Here is an 18,146-nt window from a genome sequence, read left to right on the forward strand (position 1 = left end):
AACATGCTGCACATTGGCGGGAAAACATTCACATCTAGATTATTACTTGGTACAGGGAAGTACCCATCATTTGAAGTTCAAAAAGAAGCCGTGAACGTATCAGAAGCAGAAATATTAACCTTTGCTGTGAGAAGAATGAACATTTTCGAAGCATCTCAGCCAAACTTTTTGGAGCAGCTTGATTTATCAAAATATACGCTGCTTCCGAATACAGCTGGTGCTAGTACAGCGGAAGAGGCAGTTCGAATTGCTCGTTTAGCGAAGGCTTCTGGACTGTGTGACATGATCAAGGTAGAAGTCATTGGCTGCTCAAGGTCTCTTCTGCCAGATCCAGTCGAAACGTTAAAAGCATCCGAAATGCTACTCGAAGAAGGATTTATCGTGCTTCCATATACATCTGATGATGTGGTACTGGCAAGAAAATTAGAAGAGCTTGGTGTCCATGCCATCATGCCAGGTGCTTCGCCGATTGGTTCAGGGCAAGGCTTACTAAACCCTCTGAATCTCTCATTTATTATCGAGCAGGCAAAGGTACCGGTGATTATTGATGCTGGTGTAGGCTCTCCAAAGGATGCGGCTTATGCGATGGAGCTAGGGGCTGACGCTGTATTACTGAACACCGCTGTGTCAGGTGCAAAGGACCCTGTGAAAATGGCAAAAGCCATGAAGCTGGCGATTGAATCAGGAAGGCTAGGCTTCGAGGCGGGACGTATTTCTTTGAAAAACTATGGGACAGCAAGCAGTCCGCAGGAAGGAATGCCGGCATTTTGAGCACACGCTATTCACGACAAGAGCTCTTTCAGCCAATTGGACTAGAGGGGCAAAAGCGGTTAAATGACTCAAAGGCTGTCATTATTGGTGCGGGAGCGCTTGGAACAGCTAGTGCGGAAATGCTCGTTCGTGCTGGCGTTGGTTCTGTCACCATTTTAGATCGAGATTATATTGAGTGGAGCAACCTTCAGCGTCAGCAGCTTTACACAGAGCAAGATGTGCAGGATCGGCTGCCAAAGGCCGTGGCGGCTGAAAATAGACTCAAACAGATAAATAGTGACGTGCAGGTCAAAGGAATCGTCGTCGATGTGACCGCTGAACATATTGATGAACTGGTCAGCGGCGCTTCAATTATTGTCGATGCAGCGGATAATTTCGAGGTGAGAATGATCGCTAATGATGCAGCTGTCAAACATCAAATTCCATTCCTTTATGGAGCTTGCGTCGCCAGCTATGGTATTCAATTTACTGTCATTCCTGATGAAACACCGTGTTTACACTGCCTGCTTGAACATTTACCTGCACAAGGCATGACATGTGATACAGCCGGTATCATTAGTCCAGTTGTGCAGCAGGTGGCAGCATATCAAGTGGCAGATGCCCTGAAGTATTTAACAGGTCATCAAGTGACGCCAATTTTAAGATCGTTTGATTTATGGACCAATGAGCGGTCTGACATCCGATCAACCAGCTCCTTAAAGAAGAAACAATGTCCAAGCTGCGGACTGAAGACATATCCTTTTCTCTCCTATGACAAGAGAGCGAAAGCAGATGTACTATGCGGCCGCAATACGGTCCAAATCCGCAGTGCAGCCGAAACCCCGCCGTCGTTACACGAAGTGGCTCTTCAGTTAAAGAAAGCAGGGATGGATGTTCTTGAAAATCCGTATTTGCTTTCCTGTCAAAAGGATGAATATAAGCTTGTCTTATTTAAAGACGGCAGAGCTCTTGTCCATGGCACAAATGATATGGCAAAAGCAAGAACCATTTATCATCAATGGATTGGCTAATGAGAGGTGTGATGAAATGACGATCAAAAAAGCATTCACAATTGCAGGTTCTGATTCTGGCGGCGGAGCAGGCATTCAAGCTGATTTAAAAACCTTTCAGGAGCTCGGTGTGTTCGGAATGTCTGCGATCACAGCGATTACAGCACAAAACACACTAGGTGTTCACGGAGTATATCCGCTTTCAAACGAGGCGTTAGAAAGTCAAATTGATGCAGTGGCAGAGGATTTACTGCCAGATGCCGTCAAAACAGGAATGCTGTGGAGCGCAGACATGATCAAGATAGTTGCTGAAAAAACGGTTCAATATGACATGAAGCTCATTGTCGATCCAGTGATGATCGCAAAAGGAGGCGCTTCTTTATTAAATGAAGATGCGGTCTCAGCGTTGAAAACACACTTGCTGCCTATCAGCTATGCCGTAACGCCGAATCTTCCTGAGGCAGAAGTGCTGACAGATGTGCGCATTCAGACAAAAGAAGATCGCTATCTAGCAGCGGAGCGTTTATATGAGCTTGGTACGAAACATGTCGTGATCAAAGGCGGTCACGGTCCATCTGGCGGAATGATTACAGACCTATTGTATGATGGAAAAGGCTTTATAGAAGTCACAAACGAACACATTGATACTCCCCATACACATGGTACAGGCTGCACGTTTGCAGCGGCATTAACAGCTGAAATTGCGAAAGGATCCTCCATGAGGGAGGCTTTTGACACAGCAGAAACCTTTGTCCATGAAGCCATCAAGTTCCCTTTGAATATTGGGGCTGGACACGGACCTACCAACCATTTTGCTTATCAGCAAAACCGGCTCAAACGATAAGAAAATCGAACCGTCTTCATTTGCGAGGACGGTTTTTTGATGAAAAAGAAACTTTCTTTCTGCGGAAATTGTCATTCTCTCATGATCTGTGATAATATTATGATCAGGTACTAATACTATGTCTTGAAAAAATAGGAGGCTTTATTACATATGAACTTTTCTTTAGAAGGCCGTAATATCGTGGTAATGGGTGTTGCCAATAAACGAAGCATCGCTTGGGGAATTGCCCGCTCACTTCACGAAGCTGGAGCTCGTTTGATTTTTACTTATGTTGGAGATCGTCTTGCTGAATCTGTAAAAGAACTTGCAAGCACACTTGAGCGTGATGATTCAATCATTCTTCCATGTGACGTGACAAGTGACGAAGAAATCGAAAAATGTTTCGCTACAATTAAAGAAAAAGTACAAGTCATTCATGGCGTTGCGCATGCGATTGCATTTGCAAACAAAGAAGAGCTTGTCGGTGAATACTTAAACACGAACCGTGAAGGTTTCCTTTTGGCGCACAACATTAGTGCATACTCTTTAACAGCTGTAGCAAAAGCAGCACGTCCATTAATGACAGAAGGTGGAAGCATTGTCACGCTTACATACCTAGGCGGAGAGCGTGTAGTATCTAACTACAACGTAATGGGTGTAGCGAAAGCAGCACTTGAAGCAAGTGTGAAATACTTAGCAGCTGATTTAGGCGCAGAAGGTATTCGTGTGAATAGTATTTCTGCTGGTCCAATTCGTACGCTGTCTGCAAAAGGCATCAGTGGCTTTAATACCATTCTGAAGGATATTGAAGAGCGTGCACCGCTTCGTCGTACAACGACTCCTGAAGAAGTTGGCGATACAGCTCTATTCTTATTCAGTGATCTATCACGCGGCATGACAGGTGAGAATCTGCATGTTGATTCTGGCTTCCATATCATTGCTCGATAAACAACTAAATGATTTGCAGCATACCGAATAAGGGTATGCTGTTTTTTATTTTTCTTCTGATTTGAGTCGTCCGCTCATATATATAAGGAATGAATCAATCGGGAGGGATTAGTATGTCAAATAAAGGTGATGAGAACCAGAAGCCGCTTATGTATATTGTTCAGCCGAGCTATGATGAATCAATGCCGGCCATGCAAAATATTGTGAGAAAGCGAAAGAAATCAGAAAAACCACAAGAAATTTCTAAGAGTAAAAAAGACAAGGTCGAAGAAAGTACACACGAGGAACCCGTGGCTCAAGAAATCGAGAAGAAAAAAGAAGCAAAGCCGCCTGAGCGTCAGCAAGAGCAAGACATGATGCAAGAAGCAGAGCTTACCCAAGAACAAGACATCATAAAAGAACCAGAGCTTATACAAGAACAAAAACCTCAGCGAGAAGAGGAGAAGCCGCCAGAAGGTGTATTTCATGAAACAAAAGAAGAACCTAGAAGAAAACGAGTGAAAAAGCCTTTAAGTCAGATGAGCATTGACGAAAAAGTCGATTTTCTCACAAGCCTGCCTCATAATATGCCAAGAGCCCTTTGCCTGATTGAAGCTGATGGTAAAACATATAGAGGGATTATCATGGATCGAAAAGAAGATACAGTGGTCATTCGAACAGCGGGCGGGGGAAATCCAGTTGAATTAGCAATAGATGAAATTTCCTCGATTCATCCACTTGGCTTTTAACGAATAAAAAAAGTCCCATAGAGGGACTTTTTTTGTTAGCAGTTACGGTTGATGAGTCGTGGATTTAAGCACTCGATTGCGCAGAAGCAGTCAAGATCTACTTCAATGCAATACTTCGATTTTTCTAATCGGAACACATCACATACGGAATCTTTGTCTGTAAAATCTAAAATATGACGGTCTTTGTCAAATGCGATAAGCAAGCTGAGTGTTGCGCAGTGGTCAGAGATGTGTTCGACTCTGAAAAATGTAGTGCTGAAGCAAGGACCTGCATCTACTTCTCCGACGTTTCCGAATGCGACGAATGGTTTTGATTTGGATGTAAAGAGAACAAACGGGACAGTGTCACCTAATGAATGGGATGAAGAAAGGAGATTGCTGTAACAGCTGGTCGGGCATTCTTCTTCGACGGCATTTTGTAAGTCGTTAATATTTTCAACTGCCTCTGCTACACAATTCCATGAATGTTTGCGGCTCATATTCAACCCTCCTATACTAGGAAATTTGTTTGAGTGTTTGAGCACTGTCATCATCTACAAGCTTTTTGTTTTGCCGGTTGATACTTCTACTTACAATCAATGCGGAAGCGGCAGCTCTTATGCTGACTGCTCCGCATGATTGGCTGTCATTCGTAAGGAAGGGGATGCTTTGACTCATGACAAGTTAGGTCAACGGACGATTGATTTAGCCGTGGTGATGATGCTTTTTATCTTTCGATGGCATGACTCTGTCGACAAGCTCTGGGTTTAAACATTGGATCGCGCAGAAGCAGTTTAGATCAACCTCAATACAAAAGTCCGTTTTCTCTAAACCAAAGAAGTCAGGGTCACAAGGGTGACAAACGCTCAGCGTATGTCCGTGTACATCAACAGGTCTTAATACAGATAACGTAGCACAGCAGTCGTGTAATTTTTCAACCCGGAAGAAAATGGATTCGAAGCATTGGCAATCGTCAACAAATCCTCCAATGTTTCCGAAAGTAGAAAACAATCCGCCCTTTTTATCGAAAAGTAAAAACGGAATCGTATCTTTTCCAGAAACGGTTGGGCTTAATAAATTACTGTAGCAGCTCGTAGGACATTTATCTTCTACAGCTTCCTGCTCTGCTAAAATCTTATCAACCGCATCGCATACACAGTTTTCATCATGTCGGCCATGGTGTTTTCCGCAGCTCATGGATTTCAGCTCCTTTAACAAGGTATTTGACTTTAGTCCTTAACAACATATGTATGCGCCCTCTAGTTGGTGTGGGTAAATGACTATTTATATTTGTTGTATTTTTATAAAAGGAAAAGCAGAGCTTTTCGCTCTGCTTTTGGACATTAGAGGATACCGATTGCAACGATTGTCGCAACAAGTGTTTGAGTAAGTGTTTGGATTGCGATCGAGATGTCCGCATCGATTGTCGATACTGTAACGTTTCTTGAATTTTCGATAACAAGTTTTTGGCGGTTTGTTTGTTTGTGAGTAGCGGCTTGTAAAAGATCCTGTGTGACGCGGTCTGCTAAATCACCGTCTGCGATTGAGATATTTGTAATGGTGATGATCGCTGTTTGAACAGCTACTTGGATAGATGCTGCAACCTGTGCGTCAACAGAAGATACGTTAATGTCACAAGAGTCTCTGACGATAATGACTTCCTCAGACGTCTGCTTTGTAAAACTCACTTGATCAAAGTCTTGTAAGACATCTTCATCATCAAAAAAGTGGCCGTCACAAACTGCTTTTCTTTCGTAGTTGTTGTAATCGCCGTGGTGTGTACAGTTACGATCTAGAGCGACCCAAGAGTATGGTTTAGATTCCATTTCTATTCCTCCTTCCGTTTACTTTATTAAATGCTGCAATGAATGGTTTTGTCTCGGGCATTTACCCTAGCAGGCAACCCATTTTTATTTAATCGTTGTTTCGCTGCGCATCACGGCGCTGCTGAATACGATCTCGAAGTGAATTTCGTTTTGGACGTACTTGCGGTTCAGGCTCTGCTTCTTCCACATGTTTTGCTGCCTCAGCCTGCCTTTTTTTCTCCTGCTGCTGCTGTACGAAGTCATCTGCTTTCTTTTGTAAGTCCTCAACTAATTTCAAAATCATTCTTCTTTGATCATCTGAAATATTTGCTTTCTGATCATCTGTGATATTGTTTTTGTTTAAAATATCACTTACAAGAAGGCTCGTTAATGGATCAACATCGGTGTTGATTTGGAATTCCTTTTTTTCGTTCTCTTCAGCCACGATTATTTCACCTCTTTCATACATAATGTTAGAAAAAGAAAGGGTCAAAGAATGCCGGCTTCAACTAATAGTACATTCAATGTTTGAGTGAGAATTTGGACAGAGTTCATAATAGATGCATCTGATAATGTAATCGTGACGTTATAGCAATTGATGATTTGGATCACAGTTTTCTTTTGGACTGTCACTTGTTGTGTGGCTAAAAGCTGATCTGTGATGTCTGTAGCCAATTCATCGTCTGGTACAAGAAGTTGGATTAAAAGAGTAATGATTGTCGTTACGGTCGCTTGAAGGGAGAGTGCGGCTGTTACATCTGTTTTATGAATTGTGACATTTTCGGAATCTTTGATCTCAATGAAATCATCATAATTGCTGATTAATTCGTTTAACAGTTGTGTGTATAATAAATCAGCACTTTCTTCAATAGACAATACTTTCACTCCTTTCTTATCTATACATTATTTAATGCAGCAGAGGCTCAAGGTGGAATCGGAAAGTGTGAAAAAGTACAACCCAATTTTATTTCCGCTCGATTCATCATGGCGCTCATTCTTTTTGCATATATAAAGAAAGGACGCAAAAAAGAAGAAAGAAGGAGGTGGAGGCTTCTGAGCGGTGCTTTGTCATTTGTCGTGTTTGCCCTCGCATCGTTTAGACTGACGAGGCTCATAGTGTTTGATACCATTACTGCTCCTTTCCGCCGTTTATTTCATGAAGAACAAGAAGAGGTCAATGAACAAGGTGAAATAGAGACATATATTATCATTAAAGGTAAAGGGCTGCGGTCTTGGGTAGGAGAGCTGTTAAGCTGTTATTGGTGTACTGGCATGTGGTGCACTGCTGCTTTACTTCTGATATACATATTATTTCCTGTCATTAGCATGTGGCTTAATTTACTATTAGCAATTGCCGCAGCAGCAGGCATGATTGAAGCGATCGTCTCAAAGCTGGTGAAATAAACAGGCATTCTGATCAGACACGCTTTTAAAAAATGCATATACTATCATGGAAGAGGAAAGGAAGGGTTGCGATGAAACCAAATGAAACACCGTCACACATGCTTCAAGGTTATCCAGCGCAGTCAAATCAACAATCTGTTTATACGAAGAAAATTAAAAAAGCAGGCTGCGGCTGTGGAAAGAAAAAGAAACCTCAATAGAAGAGAAAACAAAAGCCGGATTTATCCGGTTTTTTTGTTGCCCTTTTTTTGAGTGATGCATATGTAAGAGAGAAGGGGTGACCAGAATGGATGCATTCGAACAATTAATCGGTTCCTTGTTCACTAAACCCCATGATGGGAAAGAGCAAGCGCATGAAAAGGTTGAAATGGATCTAACGGATAAAGCGAAGGATCTTGAGGAGCATTTAAAAGCATTTGGCGTGAAGATGGATGCTTTTGCGAAAGAAACAGAAGCATTCATGATACGTCATGGAGAGGCAGATTACGTCTTTAAACAGCGAAAATAAAAATTCCGCACTTTTTTATGTGATCGTCCAAACCATTTGTTGTATTTTTCATATTTTGTAAGGGAGAAGAGGAGGTGCTTATATATGAGTTGTTACGGTTACGGTGGCGGTTCTTGCGGCGGCTACGGCGGAGGCTATGGCGGCGGATATGGATCAACATTTGTTCTTGTCGTTGTGCTTTTCATCCTTTTAATCATCGTTGGTGCTTCTTTCTTTAACTAAACAGTAAGAAGGTGAGGGAAGCAATAGGGGAGCCTTTTGCTTTCCTTTCTCTTTGGGCAAACAAGGCTTTAGGATAGGCACATATCTCGCCTATTTTCATATAGTAAGGTGATTACTCCACAAAGAGGAGGCAAATGAATGGATAATAAATTCTTTAAAAGCGTTGAAAATAAAACAGGTGTGAATATGAACGACGTTTTTAAACTTGCAGGTTCTTTGCAAAATGCCAACTTTAAAGATGAAGCAACAGTTCGAGGCGTCATTAAAAAAGTAGCACAGCTTGCGAATAAACGTGTACCGAAAGAAATGGAAGACAAAATCGTTCAATCGATTACAAGTGGAAAAGAAAAGCTTGATTTCAATACCATCGCTAAAATGATGAACAACAAAAAATAAACAACAGGCTCTCCGCTTAAAGGGGGGCCTGTTGTTTTTCTGTGAATAATTCTCGCTTTTTCTTTAGAAGGGGATACAAAAAGCGCGAGCGATGAGCAGTTTTTCCTCGTCTAAATGATGGAACCGATAGATAAAGAGATTGTTCAGCTCTTGTCATAGCCACATATAATAAACGGCGCTCTTCTTCCAAGGCTTCTTCATCACCGTTTCTGAGTTCATCAAGTGAGAAATCATGAGGCAGTGCTCCGTCGACCACGCAAGTGATGTACACCGTTTGGAATTCCAGACCCTTTGCACGGTGAATCGTCATGAGCTGAACACCTGGTTCGTCTGTTTTTTCCTTTTCGGCAGATTTCATGTGTTCGGCATGTGCGAGAAAGGCTTCAATCGTTTCAAAGCGTTTGGCGGCGGTTTTTACATCTCGTACGTCATCCGCCCCTTTTTCAAGCACATTCGTATCATTCACTCGTTTTTTTAAGTAATCACCAAGTCCCATCTTTTGTTCAATAAACGCCACAGCATCAGACGGCTTTAAATTTCGTAACGTGCGGAACAGAGGAACAATGGATTGCAGTTTTTTCTGTTGAAACGGCTGAATATCTGTTAGTTTTCCGAGTGCGTCGACCATTGAACAATCTTCCGTGATGGTTAGTGCCTTCATTGTGTTTAAGGTCTGCTGCTTTAAAAAGAAAACCGGAAGCAGCTGTTTCATAGCTGCCACATCATCGGCATCCTGACTTAAAGAGAGAAAGGCGAGAAGAACCCGAACAATTCGTCTGCTGTAGAAGGCTTTGACACCAGCCTCCGTCTCATACGGAATCGCGGATTGATGCAGACGCTCATAAATCGCGCGGCCTCCCGTATTGGTGCGAAAGAGTACGCAGATATCATTCGGCTTTGCGCCGTTTTTAATTTTCTCCTGAATATCTGCCACGATCATGGTCGCTTCTTCTTCCTCGTCATATGGATAAAAGAGCGTAGGAGGGATTGTCTCCGATCGGACGGCTTTTAACGTTTTCTCATAACGATGCTGATTTTTCTTAATAATGGCATCCGCACTTGCGACAATTGTATGATGCGACCGATAATTGGCATGTAAATGGACAATCTGAGCCGAAGGATAATCTCGTTTGAATTCAAGAATGAAAGCAGGATTACTGCCCCTAAAGGCATAAATGGCTTGATCATCATCACCGACACAAAATAGCTGCTCACATTCTCCAGCTAACAGCTGAATCAATTGATATTGAACTGGATTTATATCCTGAAATTCATCCACCAATATATATTTGAACCGTTCTTGATACCGTTCCAGCAGTTCAGGCTGTTCAGTCAGCATGTGCAAGCAGGCAATGGCCATGTCATCAAAGTCAAATTGCTGATTGTCTCGTTTTTGATGTTCATAAGATTGATAGATCGTCCACATGTGCTTTTCCTTTTCATCCTTCAAATCAGGAAGCTCACCTGGTAAAAAAGCATTTTTCCAATAGCCGATCGATTGCAGGACTTGATCGGTAGGGTAGTTTTTTTCATCTAGTCCTTCATTCATGATGGCTTTCCGAATGTACTGTTCCTTCTGCCAATCAAACTTAATCAGGTGCTGCCCATTCCATTTGTTTGCGTCATCGTGAAGCAGCATTTTATAAAAAAGACTGTGGAAGGTGCCTGTCACCACTTGGCTTGCTTGTGATGGGTGAAGCTGATATTGCTTGCGCAGTCTTTCTTTCATTTCACTGCTGGCTTTTGTGGTGAAAGTCACGAGTAAGATATGGTGAGCAGGAATATGATGATGTGACATGAGATAAGCCGCTCTTGCTGTCAGGACTCTTGTTTTCCCGCTGCCAGCGCCAGCCAGCACCAGCATTGGACCGTCTTTATGTGTGACAGCTTGAAGCTGCGGTGTGCTAAAGGTGATATGCGGAAAGAGATCGATGGTATGTGCTTGTTCATTCTCTTCTAAATGTAACGCATCACTAAATTGAATCGACCTTGGTTCCTGCCAGTCATATGATTCATTCGTTTGCGAGATGATTTGTTTACCTGTTGGAAAACGGAAGCCCCCAAGTTCTTTATAAGAAGCACTTTCCTCTCGATCTGCGTGTTTTTTCTGATCTTCTTGTTCTTCTGCTTGTTCACACAGCACTTGCTGAGACATATGTTTATGAATAAAGGCAGGTTCTTCATGTATATTTAATCTGAAAAAGACTGGTTGTCCGCAATATGGGCAGAATAAGTGCCCTTTTTTTCCCTCGTCATGGAGGAATTGATAATGTTCTCTCGAATACGTATGTAATGAGATCGTTCGATCATGTCGTCGTGCGCATTTCAAAGCTAGTCCTCCAATAGTTAATCAATCTTAAAAAGAAACACATCTAATCATATCAAATGAGACGTGTTTCAAACAGTATTAATTAGGGAATAGTAGAGTAGAAGAGAAGCAAAGGAGGCGTTCTTGATGGGATATATAGCCCCGATTCAGCCGGATCTGTATTTTCAATATATCAATCGTCCTGCTCCTCAGGATAAAGAAGACTACGCGAAAGTAACTAAGGTTACTCGCACCTTTCATGACAAGATATACAGAGAGCTGGAGAAAAAAGAGGACTTAGTGACAGAAGCGGAAACGAAAGTACAACAAAAAAAGCGGGAACGCTTTGTACGAGATATGTTTATGGAGGAAGGCAAAGGCGTTCATATTAATACGTATATATAAATGATTGCGCTTTCTTCCATTGACGAACGATGATAAAGAAAGAAAAGCCAGGGCATGGGGACTGACCCCCGTTTTTGAGACAGGGATCAAAACACCTTTATACAGCCAATTGCCGATAGTTTATCGGTGATTGGTTGTTTAGTTTCGTTTGAATACGAATGTTGTTATAATAATAAATGTATTCTTTGACAGTGCGTTCTACGATGCTGGTCGTAGTGCGGTCAATCCTGTTAAGATAGAACGTTTCAGACTTTAGTGAGGAATGAAACGATTCGATGGAGGCATTATCAGCGGGCGTCCCTTTACGGGACATGCTCATGGTAATGCCTTTTATATGAACAGCTTTCTGATACTCGTAAGATGTATACACAGAACCTTGATCGCTATGTAACACGCAATTCTCAGGCAGTGCTGGGAGCTGATTAAGTGTGTTTAAGATAAAGTCTGTGTCCTGCTTATCACCAATCGTAAAAGCAATCACTTCTCCATTATATAAATCCAATATACTGGAAAGGTACAATTGTTTCTGTCCATAAGGCAAATACGTGATGTCCGTTACTAGTTTTTCAAGAGGGCGATCAGACTGAAAGTTCCGATCCAGTATATTACCGGCCACGGCATAGGGCTGCCCATTCTTCTTACGCTTTTTCATTTTAACCCGGCATTGCCACTGGTTTTTCTGCATGATACGTTGAACAGTTTTATGGTTAATACGCATTCTCCTTTTTAGTATGGCTGTGATTTTTCGATAACCATATCGATATTTGTGCTTTCGGCACAACGTGCCGATTTGTTTCTCTAGTTGTCTTTTAGAATGATTCTGAGTCAGATCCTTTTTCCATCTATAGTACGAAGTGCGTGAGATGCCTAAATGGACACAGATGTCCTGTACTGTCATCGTTTTGCACAATTCTTCTACCAGTTTGATTGACGTTTCCTTATCAACTTCCTTTCCAATTCGTTGTACTTTTTTAAAACTTCATTCTGTTGACTCAGAAAGCGATTTTCTGCCTGCAGTCTCTCTAATTCGGAAGAGTACTCGGGACCCTTTCCATAGGTATATTGTTTTCCAACAGGCTGTTCGAACCGGTGTGTATCCCCAGCCTTATGCCACCTCACCTATGTCTGAACCTGCGTCTTATTCTTGATATTCAATTTCTGCATGATCTCTTTCATAGGTACGCCTGCCAATCTCATTTCTACAGCTTCTGTTTGACTTCAACCGGATAACTCACTCTTGTCCCCATAGAAAAAACACCTCCATGTTTTATTTCGGATCACAACGATCCATTTTCAAACTTGAAGGTGTTTTTTATTTGTCTCATCTTACGGGGTCAGTTCCATCTTGAATGCTCTGGCTTTTCTTTTGGTCAAACAGACAGTGTTTTTGTCATTTTGACATGTGTGATCCCCGCTTCTTCAAACGGTTCAGATACGGCTTTGTAGCCTTTTTTTCGTAGAAAGGAAGAGCTTGGACTTGTGCGTGCATAACCGCTTCCTTCGCTCCATTCGCAATGGCTTCTGTTTCCAGCGCTTCTAATAGTTTGTGGCCAAGGCCGAAAGCGCGCGCCTCTTTTAACACACAAATTCGTTCTAGCTTTGCCTTTGGCCCTTCAATGATCCGTAATCTAGCGGCTGCTTGAGGCTTCATTTCATCGTTATAAATGACAAAATGAATGGCCTCGTCTTCTAGTTCATCTATTTCAATCTCTATTGGGACTTCTTGTTCTTTGACGAATACTTCTTTTCGAACGTAATATGCATCTTCTCGTTGTGTTTGTGCTGTTGCGATGACTGTTTTCAAATGTCTTTAACCCTCTTCTCCTAAAATAAATGTTTCATAGACGGTCCAAGATCCGTTCTCTAATTGATATAAAAGGTGGAAGCGATCCACTGTTTCTTCATGGTCAATCTTTCTCAGCTTTAATGTGCCAAGTACGTCTGAATGCTCATCATCTGATAGTTTTTGAGCCACTGTCACATGCGGAACAAAGGCATATTCAGGTGTGCCAGCAAGTGGATCTGCGTACAATCTTTCATTGAGCGCCATGATTTCCTCGTTCGGTTCTACTTTCATATAAATGACGTTGTTTACAGGAGCGAATGAACTGAATTTTTTAATACGTAACGTAATAGGAGAAACATTTTTTGCATACTCTCTTAACGTTGAGACGACCTCAGCCGCTTCTAGATCCGTTAATTCAAAAGGTGTTCTAAGTGTTAAATGAGGCGGTATGAGTGCATAGTTCGGATCATAACGCTTCCGGTAAGAGTTCGCAATATCTTGCAATTTTTTTGATGGAAATATAACAACTCCGTATTTCATCTTATTCCCTCCTGATTAAGAAAGTATTTATTATTGTTTATTATAACAAAATTCAGTTGATTAACGAATATGGGAGCATTCTTTTTAACGAAGGCGCAATGAGCGGCTGCCAAAACGTCCATTTATGATCCCCTTCGAATGTCTCAAATAAATAATCCGCACCTGACTGTTCAAGAAGTGCCTTTAAATCGTCGTTCGGCTGAATAAAATCAAGCACTTGGCCATCTGTCGTTTTCACAGCCGTTTCTTCCAGTCCAATTTGATGGATAATCGCATAATGAGAAAGGGCTGTCGACTGTTTAACAGCTTCTAAGACTGAATCATCAACGTAAGGAGACTGCAAAATGAGTCCGCCAAATAAAGAAGGATAATCAATCGCTGTCATAAGAGAAATCGTAGCACCTAGTGAATCACCAATAAACGTGCGTCCTGAGCCAATTTGATAGGTTGGATAGTGCGTATCAATATAAGGGACAAGTTCATTTGCTAAAAAGCGTTTATATGCTTCAAATTTTGTGCCATCTGGATGATACGTATTCCGTCTTTCCGTGACATTTTCATAAGGGACACCAATGATAATGGAGCGTTCCATTTCTTTGTTTTGCATCAATTCTTCTGCCTGTCTGCCTATTTTTCCTAAGCGGAAATAATCATGACCATCTTGGGCAATGATGACATGATATGTATAAAGGGGGAATAATTGACTGGCAAATAGATCAAAAGGGTCATATCCGCCCCAAGTTCTTTTGAATGTAAGGTTTCTTCTTGAATAATGCCTGTTTTCTTCACCATAATCCATTCCTCCAGCTAACCGATTTCATCACAAAGTGAAACGTTTCCATTCATTGTAACATGAAAAATAGCGTTGTTCCTATATGCTAACATGCAATCAATTCAGTTAACACCGAATCTGTTATAAAATACAGAAAATTTCAATTAATTGTTCAGATTCCTCTTGAAAAATGAGATTTAATGCGTTACAGTATTAAGAATTAGAACAGACAGACAACACATTCTTATCGTGAGAGGTGGAGGGACTGGCCCTTTGAAACCTCAGCAACCGGTATGCATCACTTCATGTGATGTACCAAGGTGCTAAATCCAGCAAGCAGCTTTTTTGCTTGGAAGATAAGAGGAAGCGATTAAAACCCCTTCTTCTTATGAAGAAGGGGTTTTCTGTTTTGAAATCAGATTTTTACTTAGGATGGTGTCAAATGACAGAACATGTGGAAACGACATTAGCGCAAATTGGAAACCGTAGCGAAGAGGCGACTGGTACGGTCAGTCCCCCCGTTTATCTTTCAACAGCATACAGACATAGAGGCATAGGGGAATCAACCGGATTTGATTACATTCGAACGAAAAACCCAACAAGGCAGCTTGTAGAGGATGCGATTGCTTCACTCGAAGAAGGGACGGCCGGATTTGCCTTCAGTTCGGGAATGGCTGCGATCCAAACGATTATGGCGCTATTTGAAAGCGGTGATGAACTCATCGTCTCATCAGACCTATATGGCGGTACATATCGTTTGTTTGAAAACGAATGGAAAAAGTACGGCTTACGTTTTCTTTACGATGATTTTTCAGATGAAGACTGTTTACGCTCTAAAATCACGCCAAACACAAAAGCAGTCTTTATTGAAACGCCGACAAATCCACTTATGCAGGAAGCGGATATTCAAAAAATAGCGAAGATTGCAAAAGAACATGGCGCTTTGGTCATTGTCGATAACACCTTTTACACCCGTTTTGCAAAAGCCGATTACGCTTGGAGCGGACATTGTCATCCATAGTGCAACCAAATATTTAGGTGGACACAATGACGTTCTTGCCGGGCTTGTGGTGACAAAAGGAGAGAAGCTCTCTGAAGACATGTTCCAGCATCAAAACGCAATTGGCGCCGTTTTATCTCCATTTGACTCATGGCTGTTAATGAGAGGGATGAAAACACTGGCACTTAGAATGCGCCAGCACGAGGCAAATGCGAAGGAACTAGCTGAGTTTTTAAAGAAACAGCCAGAAATTCAAGATGTCCTTTACCCGGGCAAAGGAGGAATGCTGTCATTCCGTGTAGCTGAAGAGGACTGGGTCAATCCATTTTTAAAGCAGCTGAAAACGATTTGTTTTGCTGAAAGTCTTGGCGGAATCGAAAGCTTCATTACGTATCCTGCGACGCAAACGCACATGGATATCCCTGAGGAAATTCGCATTGCAAACGGTGTGTGTAACAAACTGCTCCGTTTCTCCGTTGGTATTGAGCACGTAGATGACCTGAAGGCAGACCTAAAGCAGGCACTATCACAAATAAAAGAGGAGGTACATGCCAAATGACCACACATGATTGGACATTCGAAACCCAACTCGTTCATAATGCATTCAAAACAGACCGTTCAACAGGTGCAGTCAGTGTGCCGATTCAGCATGCATCCACCTTTCATCAAAGCAGCTTCGATGATTTTGGTCAATATGACTACTCAAGATCGGGAACTCCTACACGTCAAGCATTAGAGGATACGATTGCGGCGCTAGAAGGAGGAACAAGAGGGCTTGCTTTTGCATCAGGCATGGCAGCCATCTCAACTGCTTTTCTTCTATTATCAAAAGGAGATCACGTCCTTGTCACAAGAGATGTGTATGGCGGTACTTTCAGAATGATTACTCAAGTTCTTTCGCGATTTGGCATTGAGCATACCTTTGTGGACATGACGGATTTGAATGAAGTCAAAAGAGGCATTCAATCGAATACAAAAGTCATTTACATGGAAACGCCGTCAAACCCGACTCTAGGAATTACGGATATTGGGGGCGTCGTCCAGCTTGCCAAAGAACATGACTGTCTGACTTTTTTAGATAATACATTTTTAACACCCGCTCTTCAGCGTCCGCTTGATCTTGGCGTTGACGTAGTCCTGCACAGCGCAACGAAATTTTTGAGCGGTCACAGTGATGTACTGTCAGGCTTAGCTGTAGTGAAAGACGAGAAACTGGGTGAGGAACTTTATTCGCTGCAAAACTCCTTCGGTGCGGTCCTTGGCGTGCAGGATTGCTGGCTCGTATTAAGAGGGTTAAAAACCCTTCAAGTCAGATTAGAAAAAGCAAGCCAAACGGCATTTGAACTCGCTTCATTCCTCAAAGAGCATCCTGCGGTGAAAAAAGTATACTATCCAGGCTTAAATGACCATCCTGGGGCAGACATTCAGCGAAAGCAAGCGAGCGGAGCTGGGGCAGTCCTCTCATTTGAATTAGAAAACCAAGCAGCGGTCAAAGAATTAGTGGATGCTGTCACATTACCAGTATTCGCCGTCAGCCTTGGCGCCGTCGAATCCATTCTGTCATACCCAGCCAAAATGTCACATGCTGCTATGCCAAAAGAAGAAAGAGAAAAAAGAGGGATTACGGACGGCCTGCTTCGATTAAGTGTAGGAGTAGAAAACGGAGAAGACCTCAAACGCGACTTCAAACAAGCACTCGATCAACTAAAGCCCGTTCTTGTAAACCAATCATAAAGAAGAGAAAAAGCCGGCACAGCCGCCGGCTTTTTGACCTTTTTTGAACAAAACCATTGACGACTGGTTATGATGGTTATATAATAGAGACTGTCAGTAACAGAAAGCCCAGAACTGATACATAACCCGATTCCGTAGCTCAGCTGGGAGAGCGCTACCTTGACAGGGTAGAGGTCGCTGGTTCGAGCCCAGTCGGAATCATCGTTTAAACCCTTGCTTAGCAAGGGTTTTTTTGTTTTTTTTGACAGCGAATATTTGTTCTGTTTCTTTTGATTGGGGACGTACTTTATCCACCAGATTGTTTCTGAGTATTTTTAGGATCAGAACGATTAAGGTGTTCTGCAGTGTTAAATTCTAATTTGTTTGTGACATGACCATAAATATCTGAGGTAGTTTTAGCACTAGCATGCCCGGCTCTTTTTTGAATAGCATTAATGCTCTCACCAGCCTCAATAAGGAGTGCGACCATTGTATGTCTTAAATCATGTAATCGAATGTTTTTTAATTTGTGTTTATTTTTGATCTTAGACCATTAAGCCATTATGAAATAAATATTGGTGATCATCTCCTTCCCATACTAGTTAGGCATCTTTACAAAACGTTTAGAACTTCTTGATTTAGGTTCTTTAACATAGGGTTTGCCATCAACTGTCTTTGAAATTGAACGATTAAAAAAAAGACCTCACCATCAAATGAGGTCCTTTTCTATCCGCAAGCGTTAGAGGAGGTTCCTCTTACATATTTTACCTAAATATTCTAGTGGTTATAACTCCAAATTTATAAAAAATCACTTTTCCAATTCCACTTACATATAGTATACAGGCCGCATGTCTTTAATCTCTCATGGTTTTACCCCATCTAGAAAAAATCTCCCCCTATGGGGAGGTCTTTTCTTTTTGTGTCTTTATCTTATTTTTCTTTTCTTGTGGAGGGGAATAATTTATTGTAATTGCTTTACTAATGCTTTTTTGAAAACTATATAAGAAAAAGAACATTATACATATTTATCAATAATAAAAATGTTGTTA

General features: G+C 41.8%; 20 protein-coding genes, 1 tRNA gene, 4 pseudogenes and 1 riboswitch. Of the genes and pseudogenes, 14 read left to right on the forward strand and 11 right to left on the reverse strand.

The annotated features are described in order from the left end of the window. The first annotated feature begins 3 nt into the window (after positions 1-3). The 5 genes from MKY18_RS05780 (at position 4) to MKY18_RS05800 (ending at position 4,259) form a co-directional block, all read left to right on the forward strand. Positions 4-771, forward strand: coding sequence for a thiazole synthase (locus tag MKY18_RS05780; protein ID WP_185107543.1), 768 nt, complete (start codon positions 4-6; stop codon positions 769-771). Beyond that, on the forward strand, positions 768-1,781 hold the full coding sequence (locus tag MKY18_RS05785) for a thiazole biosynthesis adenylyltransferase ThiF (protein ID WP_106067211.1): 1,014 nt from the start codon (positions 768-770) through the stop codon (positions 1,779-1,781). The genes MKY18_RS05780 and MKY18_RS05785 overlap by 4 nt, the downstream gene beginning before the upstream one ends. 16 nt (positions 1,782-1,797) lie before the next feature. Further along, the gene (gene thiD, locus MKY18_RS05790; RefSeq protein WP_185107541.1) at positions 1,798-2,604 is read left to right on the forward strand and encodes a bifunctional hydroxymethylpyrimidine kinase/phosphomethylpyrimidine kinase; all 807 of its coding nucleotides are present in this window, start codon (positions 1,798-1,800) and stop codon (positions 2,602-2,604) included. Between the two features lie 150 nt (positions 2,605-2,754). Then, positions 2,755-3,531, forward strand: a complete 777-nt coding sequence (fabI, locus tag MKY18_RS05795) for an enoyl-ACP reductase FabI (RefSeq protein WP_003211867.1) — start codon at positions 2,755-2,757, stop codon at positions 3,529-3,531. A gap of 113 nt (positions 3,532-3,644) precedes the next feature. Then, positions 3,645-4,259: a spore coat CotO family protein gene (locus MKY18_RS05800; protein WP_185107539.1), complete on the forward strand. Its 615-nt coding sequence runs from the start codon at positions 3,645-3,647 to the stop codon at positions 4,257-4,259. 35 nt (positions 4,260-4,294) lie between these two features. Here MKY18_RS05800 and MKY18_RS05805 read toward each other — a convergent pair whose 3' ends face one another. From MKY18_RS05805 to MKY18_RS05825, 5 genes are all read right to left on the reverse strand, one after another. Next, complete coding sequence (locus MKY18_RS05805; protein ID WP_044140422.1) at positions 4,295-4,738, reverse strand: CotY/CotZ family spore coat protein; 444 nt, start codon at positions 4,736-4,738, stop codon at positions 4,295-4,297. Between the two features lie 205 nt (positions 4,739-4,943). After that, complete coding sequence (locus tag MKY18_RS05810; RefSeq protein WP_003211658.1) at positions 4,944-5,435, reverse strand: CotY/CotZ family spore coat protein; 492 nt, start codon at positions 5,433-5,435, stop codon at positions 4,944-4,946. A 146-nt stretch (positions 5,436-5,581) separates the two neighbouring features. Further along, complete coding sequence (locus MKY18_RS05815; RefSeq protein ID WP_044140423.1) at positions 5,582-6,064, reverse strand: spore coat protein; 483 nt, start codon at positions 6,062-6,064, stop codon at positions 5,582-5,584. Between the two features lie 88 nt (positions 6,065-6,152). Continuing rightward, positions 6,153-6,488, reverse strand: coding sequence for a hypothetical protein (locus tag MKY18_RS05820; protein WP_044140424.1), 336 nt, complete (start codon positions 6,486-6,488; stop codon positions 6,153-6,155). Positions 6,489-6,532: 44 nt separating this feature from the next. After that, positions 6,533-6,919, reverse strand: a complete 387-nt coding sequence (locus MKY18_RS05825) for a spore coat protein (RefSeq protein WP_044140425.1) — start codon at positions 6,917-6,919, stop codon at positions 6,533-6,535. Positions 6,920-7,096: 177 nt separating this feature from the next. Here MKY18_RS05825 and MKY18_RS05830 point away from each other — a divergent pair, with 177 nt between their 5' ends. The 5 genes from MKY18_RS05830 to MKY18_RS05850 all read left to right on the forward strand — a co-directional run bounded on the left by MKY18_RS05830 (position 7,097) and on the right by MKY18_RS05850 (position 8,573). Next, positions 7,097-7,447 (forward strand): DUF1360 domain-containing protein, encoded by a 351-nt coding sequence (locus MKY18_RS05830; RefSeq protein ID WP_126741363.1) that lies wholly within the window; start codon positions 7,097-7,099, stop codon positions 7,445-7,447. A 71-nt stretch (positions 7,448-7,518) separates the two neighbouring features. After that, a complete protein-coding gene (locus tag MKY18_RS05835) occupies positions 7,519-7,647 on the forward strand; it encodes a hypothetical protein (RefSeq protein WP_258395192.1) in 129 nt (42 codons plus the stop codon). An 86-nt stretch (positions 7,648-7,733) separates the two neighbouring features. Then, positions 7,734-7,955, forward strand: a complete 222-nt coding sequence (locus tag MKY18_RS05840) for a hypothetical protein (RefSeq protein ID WP_044140426.1) — start codon at positions 7,734-7,736, stop codon at positions 7,953-7,955. Positions 7,956-8,039: 84 nt separating this feature from the next. Further along, positions 8,040-8,177, forward strand: coding sequence for a YjcZ family sporulation protein (locus MKY18_RS05845; RefSeq protein ID WP_003212017.1), 138 nt, complete (start codon positions 8,040-8,042; stop codon positions 8,175-8,177). A 138-nt stretch (positions 8,178-8,315) separates the two neighbouring features. Further along, positions 8,316-8,573 (forward strand): stage VI sporulation protein F, encoded by a 258-nt coding sequence (locus MKY18_RS05850; protein WP_003212292.1) that lies wholly within the window; start codon positions 8,316-8,318, stop codon positions 8,571-8,573. Positions 8,574-8,589: 16 nt separating this feature from the next. On the opposite strand, the gene MKY18_RS05855 is transcribed toward MKY18_RS05850, so the two are convergent. Further along, positions 8,590-10,902, reverse strand: a complete 2,313-nt coding sequence (locus tag MKY18_RS05855; protein WP_342497776.1) for an ATP-dependent helicase — start codon at positions 10,900-10,902, stop codon at positions 8,590-8,592. A gap of 126 nt (positions 10,903-11,028) precedes the next feature. Between MKY18_RS05855 and MKY18_RS05860 the strand changes: the two genes are divergently transcribed. After that, positions 11,029-11,286, forward strand: coding sequence for a hypothetical protein (locus MKY18_RS05860; protein ID WP_003210759.1), 258 nt, complete (start codon positions 11,029-11,031; stop codon positions 11,284-11,286). 97 nt (positions 11,287-11,383) lie between these two features. Here the strand turns inward: MKY18_RS05860 and MKY18_RS05865 are convergent. From MKY18_RS05865 to MKY18_RS05880, 4 genes and pseudogenes are all read right to left on the reverse strand, one after another. After that, a pseudogene (locus MKY18_RS05865) lies at positions 11,384-12,533 on the reverse strand (IS3 family transposase). A 123-nt stretch (positions 12,534-12,656) separates the two neighbouring features. After that, a pseudogene (locus MKY18_RS05870) lies at positions 12,657-13,090 on the reverse strand (GNAT family N-acetyltransferase). A 6-nt stretch (positions 13,091-13,096) separates the two neighbouring features. Continuing rightward, on the reverse strand, positions 13,097-13,612 hold the full coding sequence (locus tag MKY18_RS05875; protein ID WP_106030372.1) for a YjcG family protein: 516 nt from the start codon (positions 13,610-13,612) through the stop codon (positions 13,097-13,099). A 52-nt stretch (positions 13,613-13,664) separates the two neighbouring features. Continuing rightward, positions 13,665-14,404: pseudogene (locus MKY18_RS05880) on the reverse strand (esterase family protein). A gap of 221 nt (positions 14,405-14,625) precedes the next feature. Next, positions 14,626-14,747, forward strand: a riboswitch (SAM riboswitch). Between the two features lie 79 nt (positions 14,748-14,826). Between MKY18_RS05880 and MKY18_RS05885 the strand changes: the two are divergent. From MKY18_RS05885 to MKY18_RS05895, 3 genes and pseudogenes are all read left to right on the forward strand, one after another. Then, a pseudogene (locus MKY18_RS05885) lies at positions 14,827-15,943 on the forward strand (methionine biosynthesis PLP-dependent protein). Further along, positions 15,940-17,118 carry a cystathionine beta-lyase gene (metC, locus tag MKY18_RS05890; protein ID WP_044140433.1) on the forward strand — a complete coding sequence of 393 codons (1,179 nt, stop codon included), beginning with the start codon at positions 15,940-15,942 and terminating at the stop codon, positions 17,116-17,118. The pseudogene MKY18_RS05885 and the gene metC overlap by 4 nt, the downstream one beginning before the upstream one ends. Before the next feature lie 128 nt (positions 17,119-17,246). Further along, positions 17,247-17,319: transfer RNA gene (locus tag MKY18_RS05895), tRNA-Val, on the forward strand. A gap of 85 nt (positions 17,320-17,404) precedes the next feature. Here the strand turns inward: MKY18_RS05895 and MKY18_RS05900 are convergent. Beyond that, positions 17,405-17,641 carry a tyrosine-type recombinase/integrase gene (locus MKY18_RS05900; protein ID WP_269199671.1) on the reverse strand — a complete coding sequence of 79 codons (237 nt, stop codon included), beginning with the start codon at positions 17,639-17,641 and terminating at the stop codon, positions 17,405-17,407. Between the last annotated feature and the right edge of the window lie 505 nt (positions 17,642-18,146).

It is taken from the genome of Bacillus sp. FSL R7-0672 (assembly GCF_038601465.1).
Taxonomy (GTDB): domain Bacteria; phylum Bacillota; class Bacilli; order Bacillales; family Bacillaceae; genus Bacillus; species Bacillus pumilus.

Excerpts from the sequence above, each read along its gene's own strand:
- MKY18_RS05780 (WP_185107543.1), top strand. The coding sequence starts at position 4 with ATGCTGCACATTGGCGGGAAAACATTCACATCTAGATTATTACTTGGT.
- thiD (WP_185107541.1), top strand. The coding sequence starts at position 1,798 with ATGACGATCAAAAAAGCATTCACAATTGCAGGTTCTGATTCTGGCGGC.
- fabI (WP_003211867.1), top strand. The coding sequence starts at position 2,755 with ATGAACTTTTCTTTAGAAGGCCGTAATATCGTGGTAATGGGTGTTGCC.
- MKY18_RS05800 (WP_185107539.1), top strand. The coding sequence starts at position 3,645 with ATGTCAAATAAAGGTGATGAGAACCAGAAGCCGCTTATGTATATTGTT.
- MKY18_RS05805 (WP_044140422.1), bottom strand. The coding sequence starts at position 4,738 with ATGAGCCGCAAACATTCATGGAATTGTGTAGCAGAGGCAGTTGAAAAT.
- MKY18_RS05810 (WP_003211658.1), bottom strand. The coding sequence starts at position 5,435 with ATGAGCTGCGGAAAACACCATGGCCGACATGATGAAAACTGTGTATGC.
- MKY18_RS05815 (WP_044140423.1), bottom strand. The coding sequence starts at position 6,064 with ATGGAATCTAAACCATACTCTTGGGTCGCTCTAGATCGTAACTGTACA.
- MKY18_RS05835 (WP_258395192.1), top strand. The coding sequence starts at position 7,519 with ATGAAACCAAATGAAACACCGTCACACATGCTTCAAGGTTATCCAGCG.
- MKY18_RS05840 (WP_044140426.1), top strand. The coding sequence starts at position 7,734 with ATGGATGCATTCGAACAATTAATCGGTTCCTTGTTCACTAAACCCCAT.
- MKY18_RS05845 (WP_003212017.1), top strand. The coding sequence starts at position 8,040 with ATGAGTTGTTACGGTTACGGTGGCGGTTCTTGCGGCGGCTACGGCGGA.
- MKY18_RS05850 (WP_003212292.1), top strand. The coding sequence starts at position 8,316 with ATGGATAATAAATTCTTTAAAAGCGTTGAAAATAAAACAGGTGTGAAT.
- MKY18_RS05860 (WP_003210759.1), top strand. The coding sequence starts at position 11,029 with ATGGGATATATAGCCCCGATTCAGCCGGATCTGTATTTTCAATATATC.
- MKY18_RS05875 (WP_106030372.1), bottom strand. The coding sequence starts at position 13,612 with ATGAAATACGGAGTTGTTATATTTCCATCAAAAAAATTGCAAGATATT.
- metC (WP_044140433.1), top strand. The coding sequence starts at position 15,940 with ATGACCACACATGATTGGACATTCGAAACCCAACTCGTTCATAATGCA.